Annotated in this window: 20 protein-coding genes and 1 pseudogene; 6 read left to right on the top strand and 15 right to left on the bottom strand. The window is 33.5% G+C overall.

Going from position 1 to position 19884, the window contains the following annotated elements; translation table 11 throughout:
* Position 1 precedes the first annotated feature (1 nt).
* Complete coding sequence (locus tag QTL86_RS19135; protein WP_410495775.1) at positions 2–676, bottom strand: amino acid ABC transporter permease; 675 nt, start codon at positions 674–676, stop codon at positions 2–4.
* 262 nt (positions 677–938) lie between these two features.
* Entirely contained in the window at positions 939–1727 is a 789-nt protein-coding gene (locus QTL86_RS19130; protein WP_410495774.1) for an amino acid ABC transporter substrate-binding protein, read from the bottom strand.
* Between the two features lie 236 nt (positions 1728–1963).
* On the opposite strand from QTL86_RS19130, the gene QTL86_RS19125 reads away from it, so the two are divergent.
* A complete protein-coding gene (locus QTL86_RS19125; protein ID WP_410495773.1) occupies positions 1964–2437 on the top strand; it encodes a hypothetical protein in 474 nt (157 codons plus the stop codon).
* A gap of 100 nt (positions 2438–2537) precedes the next feature.
* Here QTL86_RS19125 and QTL86_RS19120 read toward each other — a convergent pair whose 3' ends face one another.
* Both QTL86_RS19120 and QTL86_RS19115 read right to left on the bottom strand, forming a co-directional pair.
* Positions 2538–3101, bottom strand: a complete 564-nt coding sequence (locus QTL86_RS19120) for a hemerythrin domain-containing protein (RefSeq protein WP_410495772.1) — start codon at positions 3099–3101, stop codon at positions 2538–2540.
* On the bottom strand, positions 3094–3717 hold the full coding sequence (locus tag QTL86_RS19115; RefSeq protein ID WP_410495771.1) for a hypothetical protein: 624 nt from the start codon (positions 3715–3717) through the stop codon (positions 3094–3096). Before QTL86_RS19115 ends, QTL86_RS19120 begins: the two co-directional genes overlap by 8 nt.
* A gap of 221 nt (positions 3718–3938) precedes the next feature.
* Between QTL86_RS19115 and QTL86_RS19110 the strand changes: the two genes are divergently transcribed.
* From QTL86_RS19110 to QTL86_RS19090, 5 genes are all read left to right on the top strand, one after another.
* Positions 3939–4610: a response regulator transcription factor gene (locus QTL86_RS19110; RefSeq protein WP_410495770.1), complete on the top strand. Its 672-nt coding sequence runs from the start codon at positions 3939–3941 to the stop codon at positions 4608–4610.
* Complete coding sequence (locus QTL86_RS19105; RefSeq protein WP_410495769.1) at positions 4607–5977, top strand: sensor histidine kinase; 1371 nt, start codon at positions 4607–4609, stop codon at positions 5975–5977. The genes QTL86_RS19110 and QTL86_RS19105 overlap by 4 nt, the downstream gene beginning before the upstream one ends.
* 140 nt (positions 5978–6117) lie before the next feature.
* Positions 6118–6834, top strand: a complete 717-nt coding sequence (locus tag QTL86_RS19100; protein ID WP_410495768.1) for an ABC transporter ATP-binding protein — start codon at positions 6118–6120, stop codon at positions 6832–6834.
* Entirely contained in the window at positions 6827–9289 is a 2463-nt protein-coding gene (locus QTL86_RS19095) for a hypothetical protein (protein ID WP_410495767.1), read from the top strand. Before QTL86_RS19100 ends, QTL86_RS19095 begins: the two co-directional genes overlap by 8 nt.
* On the top strand, positions 9282–10853 hold the full coding sequence (locus QTL86_RS19090; RefSeq protein WP_410495766.1) for an ABC transporter permease: 1572 nt from the start codon (positions 9282–9284) through the stop codon (positions 10851–10853). Before QTL86_RS19095 ends, QTL86_RS19090 begins: the two co-directional genes overlap by 8 nt.
* Before the next feature lie 67 nt (positions 10854–10920).
* Here the strand turns inward: QTL86_RS19090 and QTL86_RS19085 are convergent, their stop codons facing one another.
* From QTL86_RS19085 to QTL86_RS19035, 11 genes and pseudogenes are all read right to left on the bottom strand, one after another.
* Entirely contained in the window at positions 10921–11385 is a 465-nt protein-coding gene (locus QTL86_RS19085; RefSeq protein WP_410495765.1) for a ribonuclease H, read from the bottom strand.
* 91 nt (positions 11386–11476) lie between these two features.
* The gene (locus QTL86_RS19080; RefSeq protein ID WP_410495764.1) at positions 11477–12367 is read right to left on the bottom strand and encodes a PIN domain-containing protein; all 891 of its coding nucleotides are present in this window, start codon (positions 12365–12367) and stop codon (positions 11477–11479) included.
* Positions 12368–12398: 31 nt separating this feature from the next.
* A complete protein-coding gene (locus QTL86_RS19075; RefSeq protein WP_127064982.1) occupies positions 12399–12824 on the bottom strand; it encodes a GNAT family N-acetyltransferase in 426 nt (141 codons plus the stop codon).
* A 185-nt stretch (positions 12825–13009) separates the two neighbouring features.
* Positions 13010–14287, bottom strand: coding sequence for an O-acetylhomoserine aminocarboxypropyltransferase/cysteine synthase family protein (locus QTL86_RS19070; protein WP_127064983.1), 1278 nt, complete (start codon positions 14285–14287; stop codon positions 13010–13012).
* 436 nt (positions 14288–14723) lie between these two features.
* Positions 14724–15242 (bottom strand): GNAT family N-acetyltransferase, encoded by a 519-nt coding sequence (locus QTL86_RS19065; RefSeq protein ID WP_410495763.1) that lies wholly within the window; start codon positions 15240–15242, stop codon positions 14724–14726.
* 83 nt (positions 15243–15325) lie between these two features.
* Positions 15326–15700: pseudogene (locus QTL86_RS19060) on the bottom strand (CatA-like O-acetyltransferase); the annotation flags it as partial.
* A gap of 27 nt (positions 15701–15727) precedes the next feature.
* On the bottom strand, positions 15728–17326 hold the full coding sequence (locus QTL86_RS19055) for a stalk domain-containing protein (RefSeq protein ID WP_410495762.1): 1599 nt from the start codon (positions 17324–17326) through the stop codon (positions 15728–15730).
* A gap of 107 nt (positions 17327–17433) precedes the next feature.
* Positions 17434–17658, bottom strand: coding sequence for a hypothetical protein (locus QTL86_RS19050; protein WP_410495761.1), 225 nt, complete (start codon positions 17656–17658; stop codon positions 17434–17436).
* Positions 17659–17786: 128 nt separating this feature from the next.
* Positions 17787–18101, bottom strand: a complete 315-nt coding sequence (locus QTL86_RS19045; protein WP_410495760.1) for a hypothetical protein — start codon at positions 18099–18101, stop codon at positions 17787–17789.
* A gap of 115 nt (positions 18102–18216) precedes the next feature.
* Positions 18217–19410, bottom strand: a complete 1194-nt coding sequence (locus QTL86_RS19040) for a class I SAM-dependent rRNA methyltransferase (protein ID WP_410495759.1) — start codon at positions 19408–19410, stop codon at positions 18217–18219.
* Between the two features lie 212 nt (positions 19411–19622).
* Positions 19623–19835, bottom strand: a complete 213-nt coding sequence (locus QTL86_RS19035) for a hypothetical protein (protein WP_410495758.1) — start codon at positions 19833–19835, stop codon at positions 19623–19625.
* Positions 19836–19884: the final 49 nt, after the last annotated feature.

Here is a 19884-nt window from a genome sequence, read left to right as displayed (position 1 = left end):
TTTATTTATAATAGTCATATTTCTTCTCAACTGCTGCTAATACCTTAGATAGAACTAAGATAAGTAGGAGGTAAATTACTGCTACAAGCACTAGAGGCAGAAGACTTGCATCTCTATTAGTAGCTGTTTTACCTATTTTAAGCAAATCATCAAAGCCTACAGCATAAACTAGGGCCGTATCCTTTACTAGTGTGATAACTTCATTTGCAATAGGAGGCAATACCCGCTTGAAAGCTTGTGGCAAAATAATTCTAAAGAAGGTATCCTGCTTAGATAACCCTAACACTTCTGCTCCTTCATACTGTCCTTGGTCAATAGAACTAATACCTGCCCTAAAAATCTCAGCAAAATAAGCCGCATAATTTAAAGAAAATGCCAAAAGTGCCGCTGGCATACGAGGAATAGCAATATTTAATATTGGGAAGCCAAAAAATATAAATATAATTTGTAATAGAAGAGGTGTTCCTCTCATAAGGAGTATGTAAAATTCCATTATCTTGCGTAATACCTTAAAACGAGATAAACGACATACAGCCACCAATATCCCCAAAGGAATCGCAAAAATTAATGTTAAAGCAAATACCTGTAAAGTTACCCCTAAGCCCTCCATCATCTGAGGCAGCATCATCTTTGTATACTCTGCTATATTCACTAATTGGTCTAAAAATCCATTCATTGATTGTCCTCCCATTTCTCTCCTATGAATATTATTGTTAGTCTTATAATATAGTTTCTATATAAAAGCTTATTAACACCTATCTCATTTATAATATATAATTTTAAAACAATAGGCAATTTATTTTATTATAAAACAAATTAAATCATTATTTTTGACTTTTAATAACTTAAGTTGATTTATAATTTATAGCTTACCTATTAAATTACATCTCAATTTAATAGGTAAGCTATCATTAAAATTTTATAAACTATTTCACTAGCTACTGTGTAATGTCATCTCCGAACCATGTCTTTGAAATCTCAGCTAGTTTACCTTCTTGTTTAAGTTCTGCATAAGCTTTATTGAAAGCTTCTACTAAAGCTGTATCCTCTTTTCTCATACCTACACCATATTCTTCTTCACCAAAATCTTCATCTAAGATTTTGTATTTCTCTGCACCTTTTTTGCTAATATAGTACTTAACAATAATTTCATCAGCTACTGCAGCATCTAAACGTCCAGCTTCAAGGTCCATTAAAACATCATTGTTTGATTCATATGTAACAGGTTTGCCATCTTTAAAGGTAGCTAATACTTCCGGTTCAGCTTCAATAGCATCTACTGCTGTAGAACCAGTTTGAGCACCTACTACTTTATCTTTTAAATCTGCTTTAGTATTAATGAGTGAATCTGCTAAAGTGATAATGATTTGTCTATTTTTTAAATAAGGGGTACCAAATGCTACCTGTTCTTTTCTTTCATCAGTAATACTATAGCCATTCCAGATAAAATCAATATTTCCAGCATTAAGTTCTGCTTCTTTCATGCTCCAATCTATAGGTTGAAACTTCATTTCCTTACCCATTTTTTCCCCAACTGCTTTGGCAAGATCAATATCAAATCCTACAATTTCGCCATTTTCATCTTTAAATCCCATAGGTGCGAAAGTATCATCTAAGCCTACAACTAATACTTCTTTTTTACTTTGACCACATCCTACTAAACTAAATGCTAGTAAACCTACTATAGAAAATACGCCTACTTGTTTTAATAAGCTTCTTAACCTCATATTATATCTCTCCCTTGAACATTATTTTTAACTAACTACTTAGATATTTTAGCGTGCTAAAGCGATAAAGTCAACCTCATTTGCGTAAATCATATAAATTTTTCTCATAATTCATTAAATCCTATATTAAGATTCTTTCATAGTTTTCTCATGAAATCTTAATCCTCTATTTAATGCACTCTCATCCATGCTTCTTATACTAATATCATAAAGAACGCCTTAAGGAGTTATGAAAAATGGCAATTACTTTTAACAAAGATGAATCCAAAAATGAAAATGAATTAAAAAATGAAAAGGGGAGATCCAATATGTCAATTTCACTAGACCAAATCGATTTAATTATGAAAAGAACTAATGCCACTTATACTGAAGCTAAGGACGCTTTAGAAAGAAGTAATGGTGACATCGTAGAAGCCCTAGCACTTCTTGAAAAGGAAGGTAAAGCAACACGCCGTACAAATATTAATACAACTCAAGAACAAATTAATACTTATGTAGACACACTTAAAACAACTCATTTCGTATTAAGCAAAGATGATCATGATTACATTCACGCACCACTCATAGCTGTATTAGTTGCTACTGTTCTTTGCTTCCACGTTTCAGTTATCGCCCTAGTTATTGCATTAATTTGTGGCTTTAAAATTAAATTAACAGATAAAATCACTCATAAGGTTCGCTTTTCTAATGAGGATTTTATGAAATCATAATTTAAGACTCATAAAATCCTTGATTCCCTCTTAAAACAAAAAACACCTATGAAAGATACCTATCAACTATCTTTCATGGGTGTTTTTCTTTATACTTATCCTATTTTACCACAGTATATTTATTCTCTAATGCTTCTAATAAATCTATATATTTGTCTTGAATACCTTGCTTTTTAGCTTCCTCTTCAAAGATTGTGCTTTGCTCATCTACCATTTCAAGCACTTCTTTAGATAATTGGCGTGCGCCAAAGCTATAAACTACTTCGTCTTCCTTGGCAATATGTCTTTCTAAAAGATGCGTATAACTAATGGCATTAGCTATAACATCTAATTTACTTTCCTCGTTACCTATCTTTACTTTTTCTAATGCTTCAACTAAATCTTTAATATAAAGTCTTCCTAAATCATGTTCAACTAACATACCATTTCGAATTAATTTTGAACCCAGTTCCCCTAAATGATTTATCATTTCTTTAAATAGGAACTTTTCTTCTTTTCCATGATGATGCGCATCTGCATAATTTCTAATAAAATCTATAATTTGGTAAAAGTCCTCGAAACAAATGGCCTCACCTTGTAATATGCCTAAGCAAGCCTTACGTACTACTTTTAACATACGTGAAATATAACGATGTTCTTCCATCATAAGTTCTATACTATTCATACTTATCCTCCTTTTCTAACTTATAGGTTACTTCATCTATCTTCTCTAGTTTCGCTTTTTGTTCCTCTAATAATCCCTTTATCCAAGCATTTCTAAGCTCATAATAATCGTCGATATTCCCCTCTACTGCTTTCCAGTATGATTCATGTACACAACTATTTCGTCTAAAGGTAATACTTTCTTCACCTTGTTCTATTACTAGATAGGCATGATCACAAGGCATGCCATCTAACCAACTGTCTGTAATGACTTTATAAAGTTCATTTGCCTTTAAATTTGTTTCTATAGTTCTAGCCTTGTCCCTACCTTTACTTTCAAAAATTACTCTTAAAACTTCTAGCGCATTTTTATCATTTTTAATGAGTTTAGTCACACAAAAAGCAAGTTTATATTCAGCATTTGAAACCTGTTCTTGTAACCAACCATGAATATTAGTCCCATCAATTACTTGCTCTAGTGGTCTTCTTTCTGCTTTTCCATAGTATTCATCAGCTTCTTCGGCTAAATTAAGTCCCCATTTTTGCTCTGCCAATAGCATTATTTCTTCTACTAAATCTTGTTGCATTTGTATTTTATTATATAACCAATAATGAATCGGTCCTAAAAAAGCACTCATCACTACCTCCTATTATTCTGTCTTGTATTAAGCTTATTATAACCAAACCGATTTTTATTTTATGTAGCTATGGCTACACTTTAAAATATCTCGTTTTCAATATTTATTCTAAATAAGTTAGAAATGTGATGGTTATCTGAATTTTCTTCTTCACATCTTTGAACTTATCCTAATTCGTTGTATCATATTTTTGAACATACTATCTATCGTTGAGGTGTAGGATGAAAGAAATTTATTTAGTTGAAGATGAGAAAACTTTAAGTATATTATTAGAAAAGTACTTAAGCCACGAAGGTTATGCTGTTACTAGCTTTTCAGATGGCAATACTGCTATGCTACATATTAAGGATGAGCCTAATCTATGGATACTTGATATTACACTTCCTGGTTATGATGGCTATGAAATTCTTAAAGCCATTAAGTCTGCTCATCCTAATCTTCCTGTTATGTTTATGTCAGCTCGTAATGAAGAGTTAGACCGTGTTATTGGCTTAGAGCTTGGCAGTGATGATTATCTATCCAAACCTTTTCTGCCCAGGGAATTAGTCATTCGAGCTAATAAGTTATTAGAACGTAATACTTTATCCAAAACATATACAGATAATACTTTAATTATTGAGCCTTATTCTATAGACCTAAGTAGCCGTACTGTTACTTTAGGGCATACTACCATTGCGCTTACTGGCAAAGAATTTGATCTCATGTATTACCTTATTCAAAATAAAAATCATGTCCTTTCTAGAGAACAGATCTTACAAGATGCGTGGGGAAATGATTATTTTGGATCAGATCGTGTGGTAGATGATACAATTAGACGCCTCCGAAAAAAAATGCCTTTTTTCTGTATTGATACGATTTATGGGTATGGCTATAGATGGGGGGCTGGTCAATGAAATTTTTTTCCCTTCATTCTCTTACTATGAGAATTTGGACTATTTTTATAGTATTAACCACAGTTATTATCTCTGCTATTTCTTTAATCACTCTAACTATTATCAATAAACAAAACCAGACTAACCAAGTACAAAGCCTCCTTATAGGTCATGAAACAATTACTCAAATCATGACAAATAATACTACTTTTTCAGATTCCAAACCACCTAGACTGGGTTCTACTGACTTTCGACATATTCAACATCTACTTATTAAATGTACTTCTTCCACAACATCTAACTTAGAGATATTTCCTTTAGACCCACGCCTTAAGGAACAGGGAATCAATGTGGATACTCTGGGTAAATGGCTCTTTGACCATTTAAGTGATTCTGCTTCTTCCTCCATCTATTATAAAGATACTTTTGAGGGAACAGAATATTTGTTTGTTATTAGTTCTATTAGTACTGATGAGATTCCGTCTTATCTTGTTTCTTATGTTATTTTACTTAAAGACAATCGCCTTATTTATTTCACTATACTTATAGGTATTTTATTTATTATTATTTCTCTTATTGGTGCTAAAACTATTTCTATATATATATCAAAGCCTTTGAAACAGTTAGAGGTTCAAACCCTTAAGATTGCTAGTAAAGATTGGATTGCACCAATGCCACCTTCAGATATAACTGAAATAAACAGCGTAATTCATAGCATCAATAATATGCAACAAGCTCTTCAAATAGCAGATAAAGAACAACAGCAATTCTTACAAAGTATTTCTCATGACCTTAAAACACCTATTATGGTGATTATTGCTCATGCTCAAGCTATTATAGACCATATGTATATAGATGACTTAGAAAGTACCGCTGAAATCATAAAAACTGAGGGTGAAAAGCTAGATGCTAGAGTAAAACAAATCCTTTACTTTAATACACTTGATTATGCACTTATTAATCAAGATACGATTACTTCTGTAGACTTAGATCTATTATTAAAAGAACTTGTTGAGCACTTTCAGCCCCTAAGCTCTTCTCTTAAATGGCAGAGTACACTTACTCCTGTTCAAATAACAGGTAATATAGAACGACTTCAAGTCGCCTTCGAAAATATATTAACCAATCAAATGCGCTATGCTTATCATCTCATCAAAATTGTATTAAGAATTGATAATAACTTAGCTATTATTCACATCTTCAACGATGGGGCACCTATTGATGAAGCGCTATTACCTCATATATTTGAAGAGTTCTACAAAGATTCTAAAGGTAACTTTGGACTGGGTCTTGCTATTGCAAAAAAAATCATTAACTTTTATGAAGGCAGTATATCTGCTACTAATGAAACTGGTGGTGTTTGCTTTAAAATAATACTTCCTCTTTAATAGCTTCCTTTTATTATAGAAAAAACCTGCAAATTACTTGCAGGTTTTTTTATGTGATTTTTCACATATTTTTTTGATATTCTTTTTAAAATCTCTTTTTAGAATAAGCTTAGATTATTTATTAAAGAAAGGACTAGATTATGGAACCCATTATACAAGTAAAGGATTTAAAAAAAATCTATAAGATGGGCAATGAGGAAATTCCTGCATTAAACGGCATTTCTCTTGCTATTGAACCAGAAGCTATTTATTGTCTCTATGGCACCTCTGGCTCAGGTAAATCTACACTCCTTAACATGCTAGCCGGACTAGAAAAGCCTACTGAAGGAACTATTTATATCAAAGGAAAAGCCATCCATAAGATGAACGAAATCGCCCTAGCTAAGTTTCGTCAAAAATATATAGGCTTCGTTTTTCAATCCTATAACCTGATTCCTTCTCTTACCGCTTTAGAAAATGTTACCTTGCCTCTCATATTTCAGGGCGTTCCTAAAAAAGCCAGAGAAACTAGAGCTGCTGAAATGTTAGCTGCCGTTGGCTTATCTCATCGTATGCGCCATAAACCTTGTGAAATGAGTGGTGGTCAACAACAGCGCGTAAGTATTGCTAGGGCTTTTGTTAATAAACCCACTATCTTATTCGCAGATGAACCCACTGGGAATCTCGATACTACAACTACTTTAGAAGTTATGGATATTATGACAAGTGTAGCAAGAGATTATCATCAAACGCTTATTATTGTATCTCACGACTTAGAAATAGCTGATTATGCCAATAAGATTGTTACCATTAAAAATGGAGAAATTGAAAATATTAAGGTTAATAAACCAGAAGAAAGGATTGTCTCCCATGCGTAATTATACAACTCAATCTAAAAATCGTTTTCTTTCCCTATTACTTTGTATTTTTTTAACTTGCTTCTTTTCTGTACCTATATTTGCTACTGATAGCATTGTGATTTCTGAAGTGGTAGTTCCTACTAATAAACTTTCTGAAGGTGATACTTTTAGTCTTTCTACCACCTTCTACCCTACTAGTTCAAATGATAGTATCACAGTATCCCCTTCTTTAACCGGCTCTGCAGTAAATGCTACTTCTGCCTCTGTTAGCTTTATTACAGGCGGTGAAGAAAGCAACTCAAACACTATTACCTTAGGAACAGGACAATTAGCTACAGTTAAGTATAGTAACCTTATTTATACTGGTACTGGTTCAGAAGTGAAACTTACACTTTCTGCTGGAAATGGTGGAGGCTCTGTTAGTCAAACTATCTCTTTAAACACTATCACCTCTGAAGATGTTAAAGGTGCCCTCATCTTGGATTCTTCTAACAATAATTTAAGTGCTTCTATGTCCGCTGGCGAAAGCAAAAAACTCTCTGTTACTATCAAAAATACAACTACTGATACCATCAAAAATGGTAAAGCGAAAATTTATTTTGATAATACAACAGTAGGGCTAAGTGTTGCTTCTGGCAACTATATTGAACTTTCTAGTATGGCTCCTAATAGTACTAAGACCATTAGTTTTACTGTTTCTGCTACTACTGAGGTTACGGCAGGTACCTATCCATTAACTATCGAGCTTAATAGCATGAAACAAACGCTTTACCTTAATATTGATAGCGATATTACTCCTCCTATCCTTGAACTAAGTACAGATGGAAATACAACCTTTACACTAGGAGAGGCAAATGACTTAAATATCAAGATATCAAATGTAGGCGGTAAAAATGCTAAAAATATCAAGTTGGAAGTAGTTAATCAATCCGATGTGGCAGTTGTAGGTAGTAGTAATGTCAAATATATTAATTCTTTAGCTGCTTCTAGTAATACCAGTTATGGTACTAAAATCCAACTTACTAGTTCAACTAGTAGCAAGCTTTTACAGCTTCAAGTTAACTTAAGCTATGAGGATGAATCTGGTACTTCTTATAAAGATACACAATACATATTCTTAAACACTAATACTACTGCTAATACTAATGATATGGTGATCTCCAATATTCAATCTCCTTCTGGTACTTATGCCGCTGGTGAATCCTTTACTGTTAAATTTAAAGTTGGTAGTAAAAATGGTGCTAACAATGTAAAGATTAGCGTTAACCCAGATCAAAACATTATAGCTACCTCTCAAAGTGTATTTGTTTTAAATGAACTAGTTAAAGGGCAAAGTAAGGAATATAGTGTTACCTTCCAGCCAACAGAATCTATTACAAGTGGTACACATCCTATTCAGATTCTTCTAGAATATGAATATCAGGATAAATCTTTCTCTATGAATCAATATGCTAGCGTCAATACCTCTGCTAGTGGTACGAACCAAACCAATCCTAAAGTTATTTTAAGTAAATATACTGCTTCACCTGAAGTTGTTAGAGCTGGTGAAAATGTAACACTTAACCTTACATTCCTTAATACGCATCCTAATAAAACCGTTTATAATCTAACTGCTAATTTAAGTACTTCTTCCGCTTCTAGCTCAAATACCAATGCTGGTTCTTCTTCTACCAACGGTTCTAGTACTTCTAGTAGCTCCTCTAGTAGTACAACAGGAACTACTAGTTTGTTCACACCTGTTGATGCAACTAATACTTTATTTGTAGGCTCCCTAGCTTCTGGTGCTTCTAGCAACAAAGAAATCACCTTTAAAACATCTTCTTCTGCTACTGCCGCTACTTATATGATGTATATTAATCTAACTTATCAAGATGAGAAAGGTAGTGAAGTTACTTCTTCTGAGACTATACCTATTACTATTAGCCAAGATACTAATATAGATGTTGCCCAAATTGATTTAAGTAGCCTTTCCATCGGTCGTTCTACAGGCTTAACTGCTACAATCTATAATACAAGTAAATCTGCCATTTCTAATGTAATGATGTATTTAGAGTCTGATGCTTTAGATACTGGCTTTAGTGTAACTGATAACAAATCCTATCTCTCAGCATTTTCCACCGGAGCTACTCAATACTACGCCCCCACTTTAACAGGTTTAGCTGCTGGCACTTATGATGTTAATCTTGTTATTGAATATGAAGACAGCTTAGGTGAAGCTCAAGTAATGCGTTATCCATTCCAAGTAGAGGTTGCTGATAACAATATGAAAATGATGAGTAATGAAACAGATGGACAAATACAACAAAATGGACCTGGACAAATGGGGACTATGCCTGGACGTGAAGGAAAGTCCACTACTTCTAATAACCTTGCTATTATCGCTATAGTTACAGTTATCATTGTTGCTATTATTGTTACTATACTCATTTTAAGAAGTAAAAAGCGCAAAAAGGACGTTGATATGAATGAATAAATTTGATTTAGTCTTTATGAGTGTCCGAAGCTTATGGCGCCGCAAGTTTCGTTCTGCTTTAACTGTATTAGGTGTTGTCATTGGTACTACATCTATTGTGCTTATGATTTCACTTGCTTTAGCCATGAACCAAAACTACGAAAATCAAATCAATGAGTGGGGGGCCCTTACTCTCATTACAGTAACTCCCGAAGATAGCATGGATAGCTTAGTCGAGGTAGAAGATTTAGATGAATCTGCTATCGAAATCTTTGAAAGACTTCCCAATATTGAAAAGGTAATGCCCTATATCTCAACTACTATGAATGTGTCTGTAGGTGACTATAATTCAATGAGAGAGGTAACCATTATTGGTCTTGATACAGAAGAATTAGAAGCTTTGGACTATACACCAAGTGAAGGACGTCTTTATGAAACTTCAGAGCAGTCTGTAGCTATAGTAGGAGGTAATTTTACAAGCCAACTTGCAAAAAAAGGACAACAGTTAGGCAGTAAAACAAGTAATTCAAAAAACTCCAATAGTAACTCCAACAACAATAACTTTGCTAATGGGGGAAATAGAGGTAATATGTCCTTTCCTAGCGGCATGGGGGGGACGCCTGGCAGCAATATGGGTGGCGCTGGTGGTATGAATATGCCCAATGGTAATATGATACCTGAAGGTATGCCTGGAGGTATGATGCCTAATGATATGTCTGATGATCAAACACAGGATAATGCAAGTATTGATGTATTTAATAGTGTCGTTAAACTCACTTATCAAACCTTTAGTTTTAGAACCTTCGGAGATAATTTTCCCGGAATAAGCACTGCTAATACAAGCACTATTGCTACCCCTAAAGCAACTTCTATCCAAATAGTAGGTATGTTAGAAAGTGGCAATGAGGATACAGATAATTATATTTTCATGCCTCGTGAAGATGTACTTAATCTCATCAGACAAAAAGCTATTTATGAGGCTCAATTAAATAATACTTCACCTGAAACCACAATCGATACCTACGACAAAGTAACTGTTAAGGTAAGTAGCTCTGATAATGTGGAAACAGTTAGAAACTATATTGAATCTTTAGGCTTTACAACAACTACCGCTCAAGATACTCTAGATCAGATGAAAAGTATGTCTTCTAGCATTCAATTAATTTTAATGGGAATTGGTGCAATCTCACTTATTGTATCTGCTATTGGTATTACTAATACTATGATGATGTCTATATCAGAAAGAACTAAGGAAATCGGTGTTATGAAAGTAATTGGTGCTGTCATTTCTGATATTAAACAAATGTTTTTAGTAGAGGCTTCCATTATAGGCTTAGTCGGTGGAATTATCGGAATTGGTATCTGTTATCTTATTTCTTGGCTTCTTAATAATTATGCTGTAGGTCTCTTTGGTGACCTAGTTGGCGCTTCTAGCGGATCTTATGAAACTTATGTTTCTCTTATACCTAGTTATTTAGCCGGAGGAGCTATTCTATTTGCAGCTATTGTAGGATTAGTAGCTGGTTACATGCCTGCTAAACGTGCTACAACCTTATCAGCACTAACTGCACTAAAATCTGAATAGCAAATTTCATATAAAAAAACACGTCTTCAAAATGCTTGTTAAAGCCAAATTGAAAACGTGTTTTTTGTTATCTTCCTTCTGCAATTAGTTCATCCATAGCTAGGTTAACCAAGGCATCTACTCTTATATTCCCCTGTACATCTGCATGACCTTTAACCTTAATAAATTCAATAGATGTGCACTCTCTAACTAGCTTGTCCATTTCAATCCAAAGTTCCTTATTCTCCACAGGTTCCTTCTTTGAGTTAATCCAACCTTTTTTCTTCCAGTTATGAATCCATGAAGTAATACCAGTAATACAATAGGCAGAATCACTATGTAACTTGATAGGAATGGTCTTATTTTTAATTGCTTTTAAAGCCTCAATAATAGCAGTCATCTCCATCTGGTTATTAGTTGCGCCATACATTGCGCCTTTATTTTCTTTGTAATGTTCTCCATAACTTAAAGTATATGCCCAAGCTGAAACACAGTCTTCTTTTCCATTACCTCTTGCTCCACCATCTGTATATACCATTATTTCGTTTGCCATTTTACTCTCCTTACTTTCATTACCGTTACTATTTCAAACTAACGCCTATTTACTACTTAGTATAACCATTCATTACTTATTCTAGGCTTCTTTATTTTTTAATAAGTCTCTTAATTTTATGATAAATTACTGTTCCTCTATCTTGACCTAGTACTTTTACTATTTTGCGATGGAGTTCTTGTTTATTTTTTGCTTGCTTAAAGTACTGAACAATTCGTTTTACTTGATCTTCTTGTAATTCCTTGTCTATCAATTGTCTAAGTTGCTTCTCAACTTCTATATTGGGCTGATTTCCCTTGACTATCTTCTCATTATAAGAAAATGCGTTTTCTTTAACGACGATAGAATTTTTAGACTCACTTGTTTTTTGAACATTTTGCGCTTCTGAAACTACTGGTTTTTTCCTATTAATATGATATGTACTCTTCATACCATTTCTCTTATTTTGGTTATTAAACTTTTTATTAAATGCTACCTCTGTTTCCTTAGTTTCTCTATTAGTTGATTCTGGAACAAGTTTACTTTCTTGTACACTAATAGCTTCTACTATCTTATTTTCCTTTTCTTCCTGCTCCTCGTGGATAGCTTCTGTTTTATTAACTAATTTAGCAGCTTTTATAGCACCTATATGTTCAATGCTAATTTGCTGTTTTGTTTCTCCTAAAGTTTGTTTCCAAAAATCACTTAAATATTCATATCCCTTATCTTTGCTTACAATATAATAATTGGTATCTTCCTTTTGTCCAATTAAATAGCCTAAATAAGTAGAAAGCTGATAATCTAAGGCATTCTTTCCTCCCACTAACACTTCTTTATATTCAAAGCTTGCTAAGCTTTTACTCATTTCCACATGTATTGACATCGAAATTTTATTAGCTTTTGTGCTATAAAAAAGAATAACTTTGTCTTCCTCGCTTAATTTACTTACTCCACTTAACCCTTCTGATGTTACATTCTCGAAATCTACTAAATAAATACTCATGTTTAGTCTCCTTATTTTCTCTTTCCTATTCTTATTTCTTATTAAAATATAAGCACATCCCTGCGCCTGCTTCGTTATTTGGCCTTACTCGTAATCCACATTTCTCATAAAACTTTTCTTTCCCTTTGGCAGCCATTAAACTCACCATAACCATTAACTCATCCTTGCCTAAATGAGTTTCTATAAAAGTAAGTGCATCTTCTACCAACATTTTGCCTATACCTTGTCCTTGATAATCAGGGTTAACTATAACATCTGCAATGAGGGCAATATAGCCACCATCACTAATAACTCTAGTAAGACCTATAGTCCGTTCATCCTTTATAGCTGCTACTAAGTAGTATGTATTTTCAATCCCTCTTTGTGCTTGTTCATTCTCTAACGTCTCCCAACCTACCCCACTTCTTAGGTCATTATAGTCTTCTACGGATATAGTATGTACTAATTTAATGTTCATATAAACACTCCTTCACAATTAAGACTACTCTACCTTATATCATATCATACTAGTACAAGATTTACATACTATATTAGTATCAGCCCCACATTTTATATCATTAAAAGGACATAATAAAAGCTCAATATATCTAGCCATTTTCAGCTAAGTATATTGAGCTTTTAAAGATTCAAATCTTCCCCGTATTAGATTTGATTAAAGGCTTGCTCTAAGTCAGCAATTAAGTCTTCTACATCCTCTATTCCAATTGATAAACGTACTAAATCTCTAGTAGCACCAGCTGCTTTTAATTCTTCATCATTTAGTTGACTATGAGTTGTACTTGCAGGGTGAATAACAAGTGATTTAGCATCTGCCACATTAGCTAATAGTGAAAAGATTTCTAGACTTTCAGTGAACTTTCTAGCTGCATCTTCTCCTGCTTTTACACCAAAGGTAAAGATAGCCCCTGCTCCTTTAGGGAAATATTTTTGTGCTAAATCGTAATACTTATTTCCTTTTAATGATGGATAGTTAACCCAAGCTACTTTTGGATGGTTAGATAAGTATTCTGCAATCTTCTTAGCATTTTCAACATGTCTTTCTACTCTTAAAGAAAGTGTTTCAAGTCCTTGAATAAATAAGAAAGAGTTAAATGGACTAAGTGCAGCACCTGTATCACGAAGTAAGTTAACTCTAGCTCTTAGTATGAATGCAAGTTCTCCAAAAGCTTCTGCTGGGACGATGTTGTTGTAGCTAGGATCTGGAGATGTAAAATCTTTAAATCTACCACTTCCTGCCCAGTCAAAGTTACCTGCATCTACAATAACACCACCTATACTAGTACCGTGTCCACCTATATATTTAGTAGCTGAGTGTACAACGATGTCTGCTCCAAACTCAATAGGTCTAAAGAGATAAGGTGTTCCGAAAGTATTATCTACGATTAGTGGTAATTTATATTGATGAGCAAGGTTGGCTACTGCTTCAACATCAATAATATTAGTCCCTGGATTACCAATACTTTCAATATAAATAGCTTTTGTATTTTCATTTATTTTTTCTTCAAAAGCTGCAAGACTATCTGGGTCTACAAAATGAGTTTTGATACCATATTTAGTAAGTGTATGAGCAAATAGGTTATGAGTTCCACCATATAAAGTACTAGCTGAAACAATCTCATCACCACTACCTGCGATATTTAAAATAGCATAAGTAATAGCTGCTGAACCTGATGCCACTGCTAAAGCTGCCTTTCCACCTTCAAGTAGTGCTATGCGCTTTTCAAATACATCTGTTGTTGGATTCATTAATCTTGTATAAATATTTCCTGATTGTCTTAATGCAAATAAGTCTGCACCATGCTCTGCGTTGTCGAATACATAAGAAGTTGTTTGATAAATAGGTACTGCTCTTGATTTTGTTACTGGATCTACTTCTTGACCACCGTGTACTTGTAATGTGTTGAATTTGTAATTTGCCATATGAAAGGCCCCCTTTAATGAATTGTTTTAAATCGCCCCAATATTTATTATTTTTCTCGATTTATTGAATTCATTGTAAACATATAAGATTACTAAGTCAATGAATTTGAGGCATGTTATATATGCTCTTTTCCTATAGCTAGCTATTGCTACTCTTGTGTTCATGAAAATAAGGATGTTATTCTTGCATGAATGGTGTAAATAGGATGCTGGGAGAAAATGAGCGGGTAGGGGCATCTTCCGTTGTTCCGGTCCGCATTTTTTGAAGCACTAAGTTCACTTATTTAGATAAACGGCAGAACTCACTGCGTTCAAACAGCTGCCTAAAACCCATCTAAAACATTCACTAAGTGCTTCTGAAAAATGTTCCCAAGTCACAACTCCAGACGCCCCTACCCACTCATTTTCATCAACTTTAATTCGAATATAAACTATCTTATTTAATAATCTTCTCAAAAGTAATACTATCTTGCCACTCACCATTTATGCAGATATACTGGCTTAAGCGTCCTGTAAATTGGAAGCCATTCTTTACTAAAACCACCTGTGAACCTATGTTATCTGCTGAAGTACCTGCTTCTATTCTGTGAAGCTTATGCTCAGCTGCTGCTCTTTCTAAGATTAGAGATACTGCCTTCGTTGCATAACCTTTACCTTGATAAGCTACTCCCATCCTATAACCCAGTTCTGCCTTATTCATATTGCCTCTTATAACTTCTGTTAGATTAACCCTTCCAACAATATTTTCATAGGCATCTTTGATGAGATACATATAAACTAAATCCTTGTTTTGCTCTTCAACTAATCCTTTAATGATTTCCTTAAAGTTATGTACGTCATAGTAACTTTCACTTCTTCCAAAGCCTACACTTTCAAAAAATGCTTTATTTCCCCTTTCAAAATCATAAAGTGCTTGTACATCTGACTCTTCTAGTAATTTAATAGTTATCTCCATTTAGTCTTCCTCCCCATTTCAATAGTTCTAGTTGATTATCTTGTAAAACATCCAGTGAATTGAATGCGTCTTATCTTCTAATTTTAATACTCATTTAGATATTGTTGTAACCTTTGGGCTAATTTCCCCATATGAATACCATCTATAAAAGAGTGATGGACCTGAATAGAAAATGGCATAAACATCTTTCCTTCACGCCAAAAGATTTTTCCCCAATCAAATATAGGTGTTACATGATCTTTTTTCCCTGAATCCGTATGTGAGATATGAATATAACTAATCCATGGTATTGATGAAAATTGATAAATATCATTTCCCATTGGTCCAGTAAAATACTCCTTCTGATTATTTGCCACCTCATAAGCATAGGTTACAAAGTCGTACATATTATCTCGCATCGCTACCACTACATTTTTCATAAGTTCCGTTTCTTTATTAAGATATGTAAATGAAAGATTGAGTGTATTATATTTGACTCACCTCATTTAACTCCCTATATGTTGCATTATCTTTTCTTCTTCATTTCCTTCCTCGTAAACTATATATCCTCTTAGATATAAATTAATACTCATTTTCTCTAGTTCATTTAACTTAATCAGTAAATCTTTCTTATTAATACTTTTATTTGTAAGTCCCTCTAGTATTTCCTTATTCATTACTAGGACTTGTCTTTTTAACTCCAGATAAGGTTCACTTTGTTTACTTTTAAGCTGTAGCTGTATTTCTTCATACTTTTTCAAAAGCATTTCCAAGGTCTTGGTTGCTTCTTTACATTCCTGTTTTACATTAATATCTGCTAGGTACTTAGCTCCTAATAAATCTATGCTGTCTGTTAAGTCTAATATTTCTCGTTTATACGTTGCTAAAAGATTACTATCTGTAACACAAATGGCTTCATTAGATTTTCCTGTCAAATCTTCATCATCTATCTGTGTTACATTTATACTTCCAAATCTATGCCTAAATTCACTATTGATATGATCTTGTTCTGCAACAATGGTGTTCTGTCTTTCTAGTAGTAATTGCTTTTGTGTACTAGGTGCTTTTTCATACAAGTCTGCTAACTCTAATTGTTTATCTATTATATCTATACATTCTTTTGTAAGTTGTATCAATTCATCCTCCTTAAGAGTTTCTTTAATATTTTCTAGATACATCTTATTTGCTTTAAGTATCAGTTTAGCCTCTTCTTTTTCTTCCAGAGTCACTTCAGCATTTAAAATATAACTATACCCCTCTGCCTTATTAAAGCTCACTTCTATACTTTCTATAACATCTTTATTCTCATAGCCATAGTACCCACCCATTACTTTTTCTCCAGTACGATCGAACTCTTCAAAGGCAAGATTAGCTCTTTCATATGCTAGCTTCTTTTCTTTAACTTTAAAAGGGCTGACCTCAACATATGCTTTAACTTGTTCACAAGCACCAAACATTTGATTAAATAGTATCTTTCCTAATGGGGTATGGACTATTTGTTGCTTTTTAACTTTACCTATAAATTCATCAATTCTATTAGTTAATCTCTCAGCACATTTCTTATACCCATCCTCTGTAATCAATCCTTTTTCTGCATACTCTGTCCAAATTTCATCTTCATAAAGTATTGCCCTTATATTATAAAGTTCATCTTCATCAAACATTTTATTAAAACTTGTTAACTCATCCAACGTTTCTTGTGTTACATTTCGCTTGATTACAAGCCTATCTCCTATACTTTCTATCTGATAACAAAATATCTGACCAACTACCTGAAGTGATATATACACCTCTTTCCCCTTAACTATTGGTGCAGTGGCAATCTGTAACTTTTCTCCATTAAATATAGCTTCCTTACTTCCTATTGTTAGCTCTAATACATTGCCTAGTTCAGCAATTTTAACCTTACTTCTTCCTTGGTCAACTGTTACATCAAGATCAAATATAGCTTTTATATCATTACTCTTTACCAGTAAACTTTCCCCTTGAATTTCTGTCTTCACGTCCAAAATACAATTTCTACAGGGTTGAATAGGTTGCCCCATTACATACTGTACTAACATACCACTTAACATTGTTATTGCTATCCACTTTCTCAATCTCATCTTATCTCCCCTTCTAATGACCATCTTCTACTTCTTGCACTGCAATATAATAGTTCTCATAATCTATATCCCCACAATGATGAATCTCAAGTCCACTTTCGTGAAAATTAATGCTTATCTGTTTCTTCAATTGCTATATGATATGACTTATAATTTTCACCCCTAGTATAAACAGAGACAGCCATTCCTAATGAAGTACCATTCTTTAACCTTTTAATATCTATATGACTTCTATAGAAAAGCCACTCCTTCTTATCCTTTACATACTTACAGGTAATGGTATTCTTATGATCGTTGAACTCTATGATTTCTGCCATGATCTTTTGATTCATTTTGATTAACTTAAATGCACGTATTCTTCTATATATCCTCCGAATAATTAACCCTAGACCAATTCCTCCAAAAATTAATGTATAGAGTAGATAAGAATTGGTTAATGGTAATTTTGCATGCTTATAAATTATCCCCCTTCACTGGCTATATAATAAGCGTCTACTACATCTCCTACATCCATCCACTCCTCATATCCCCCCAATATACTTGTAACTATTGTTTCTGTTATGGGACTTTTATATTCTGCTTGGACTGTATATGTATAGCTAGCACCGATCATAACAAATTCAATTTCCGTAATTGTTGCTTGCACACATATACCTTTATTTAAGCTCTGCATTTGAGATGCTATACCGTTCCAGTATATACACCCTACCCCTATTCCGACTATAGTAAAAAACAGCCCTAACCACAAATTCCCCTTTCGTTCATAGTACTTCATATTATTTCCCCTCTATTTCATGACTATCTTTTATAGTACATTAATCTTATTAGGTCTATAGTATTAAAGTCTTTGTTCACGTTTAGGTTATGTGTTTGTTAAGGCTGTTTTCTTGTTAATGTTTCTTAATAAATACTACCTTTAAGTAGTTTCCTTCTTTAAAGGTATCAATGGTTCTAAAATCTTTTGGCAAAGTATATTCTTCTAAAATGGTATATCTATCTCCCATTTGACTAAAGGCACTGTCTATGAAGCTTTTAAAGCGTTGTATATTGAAAGAGCTACAGTTAGTTGAGGCTACAATCACACCCTCTTTTTCAGTAATGGCAATGGCTTCTTTTAATAAATTGGTGTAATCCTTAGAAGCACTAAAAGTAAACTTCTTAGAACGAGCAAAGCTTGGTGGGTCTAGAACAACCATATCAAACTTAAGTTCTTTTTTTACTGCATATTTAAAATACTTAAATACATCTTCTACAATAATGATTTGAGTTTCTGGGTCTATATCATTCACACTAAACTGTTCTCTCGTCTTACTTAAGCTACGATTAGCTAAGTCTACACTTGTGGTCTGACTTGCTCCTCCTGCTGCTGCAAATACAGAGAAACCACCTGTATAGGAGAAGGTATTAAGCACTGCTTTACCTTTGGCATAATGATCTCTAATACGCTTTCTAACCTCTCTTTGATCTAAGAAAATGCCCACCATGGCACCATCATCTAAATAAATAGCAAACTGCTGCCCACTCTCCTTAACAATTAAAGGCCAATCAGGTACTTCTCCCACGACATAATCTTGATCTTCTATATATTTACCGTCCGTGTCAAATCGTTTCTTTTGATAAATGCCTTTTATCTTGGTACTTTTTAAAAGGGCACTGATGACTTCTTCCTTGAAACTGTAGATGCCTTCACTATACCAAGTCACTAGATAATACCCAGCAAAGTAGTCAATGGTTAATCCACCTATGCCATCTCCTTCTCCATTAAACATACGGAAGGCATTGGTTTCAGTACTTTCATATAAATCCTTACGGTAAGCAATAGCTGCTTTAAATTTGCTTATAAAAAAGGCTTCATCTATTATTTCATTCTCTTTATAGCTTAATACCCAGCCATAGCCTTTATTTTGCTTACCATAGTAGCCTTTGGCAATAAACTTATTTTTATCGTCTACTAAATGAATAATAACATTTTCTTTCTTTAGTACCTCCGTATTTACTATAGCATCTTTCGCGATGAGAGGATAACCTTGTCTTAAGGCTTTTACAAATGGTGTTTTTATTCTAATTTTGATTTCTTGTCTCATGATTTTATCCTTTGTATGAACTCTTCTCTAAGTATGTTCGATATTTAATTCTATTATAGCACATTAATAAAAGGTGTAATTATCTTTCATTGAAGATAAACTATTCATATGTCCTTTTCTTTAGCCACTGCAAAATAAAAGGTAGTCTTACCTATAACAGTAGACTACCTTTTATACATTGCCTGTTTAAATACAGTAATAAATACTTCTTATCAAAATAAGCTCTGATTATTTTCTAAGGCGTTCATGACTTTCTCAATGCGCTCCTTCACATCATCCTCCATTCCATCACCTTTAATGTAATTAATGATTTCTTCCTTTTCTGAAATAGATAGATTAGCGAAGGTATTCATTGCATTCATATTGGTTCCTAACTGCATCATCAGTCCTAATGGTAAGTCTTCTGGCTCATTATAGTCTCCCATAATATACACTCCTTTAGTTTTTCTTAGTGTTTACCATTTTAGATATTAT

Origin of the sequence: Cellulosilyticum sp. ST5, from assembly GCF_046529625.1 — a bacterium.
In the GTDB taxonomy this organism is placed as follows: Bacteria; Bacillota; Clostridia; order Lachnospirales; family Cellulosilyticaceae; genus Cellulosilyticum; species Cellulosilyticum lentocellum.
Note: the sequence above shows the minus strand (reverse complement) of the source record. Positions and strands in the feature narration are given on the sequence as shown.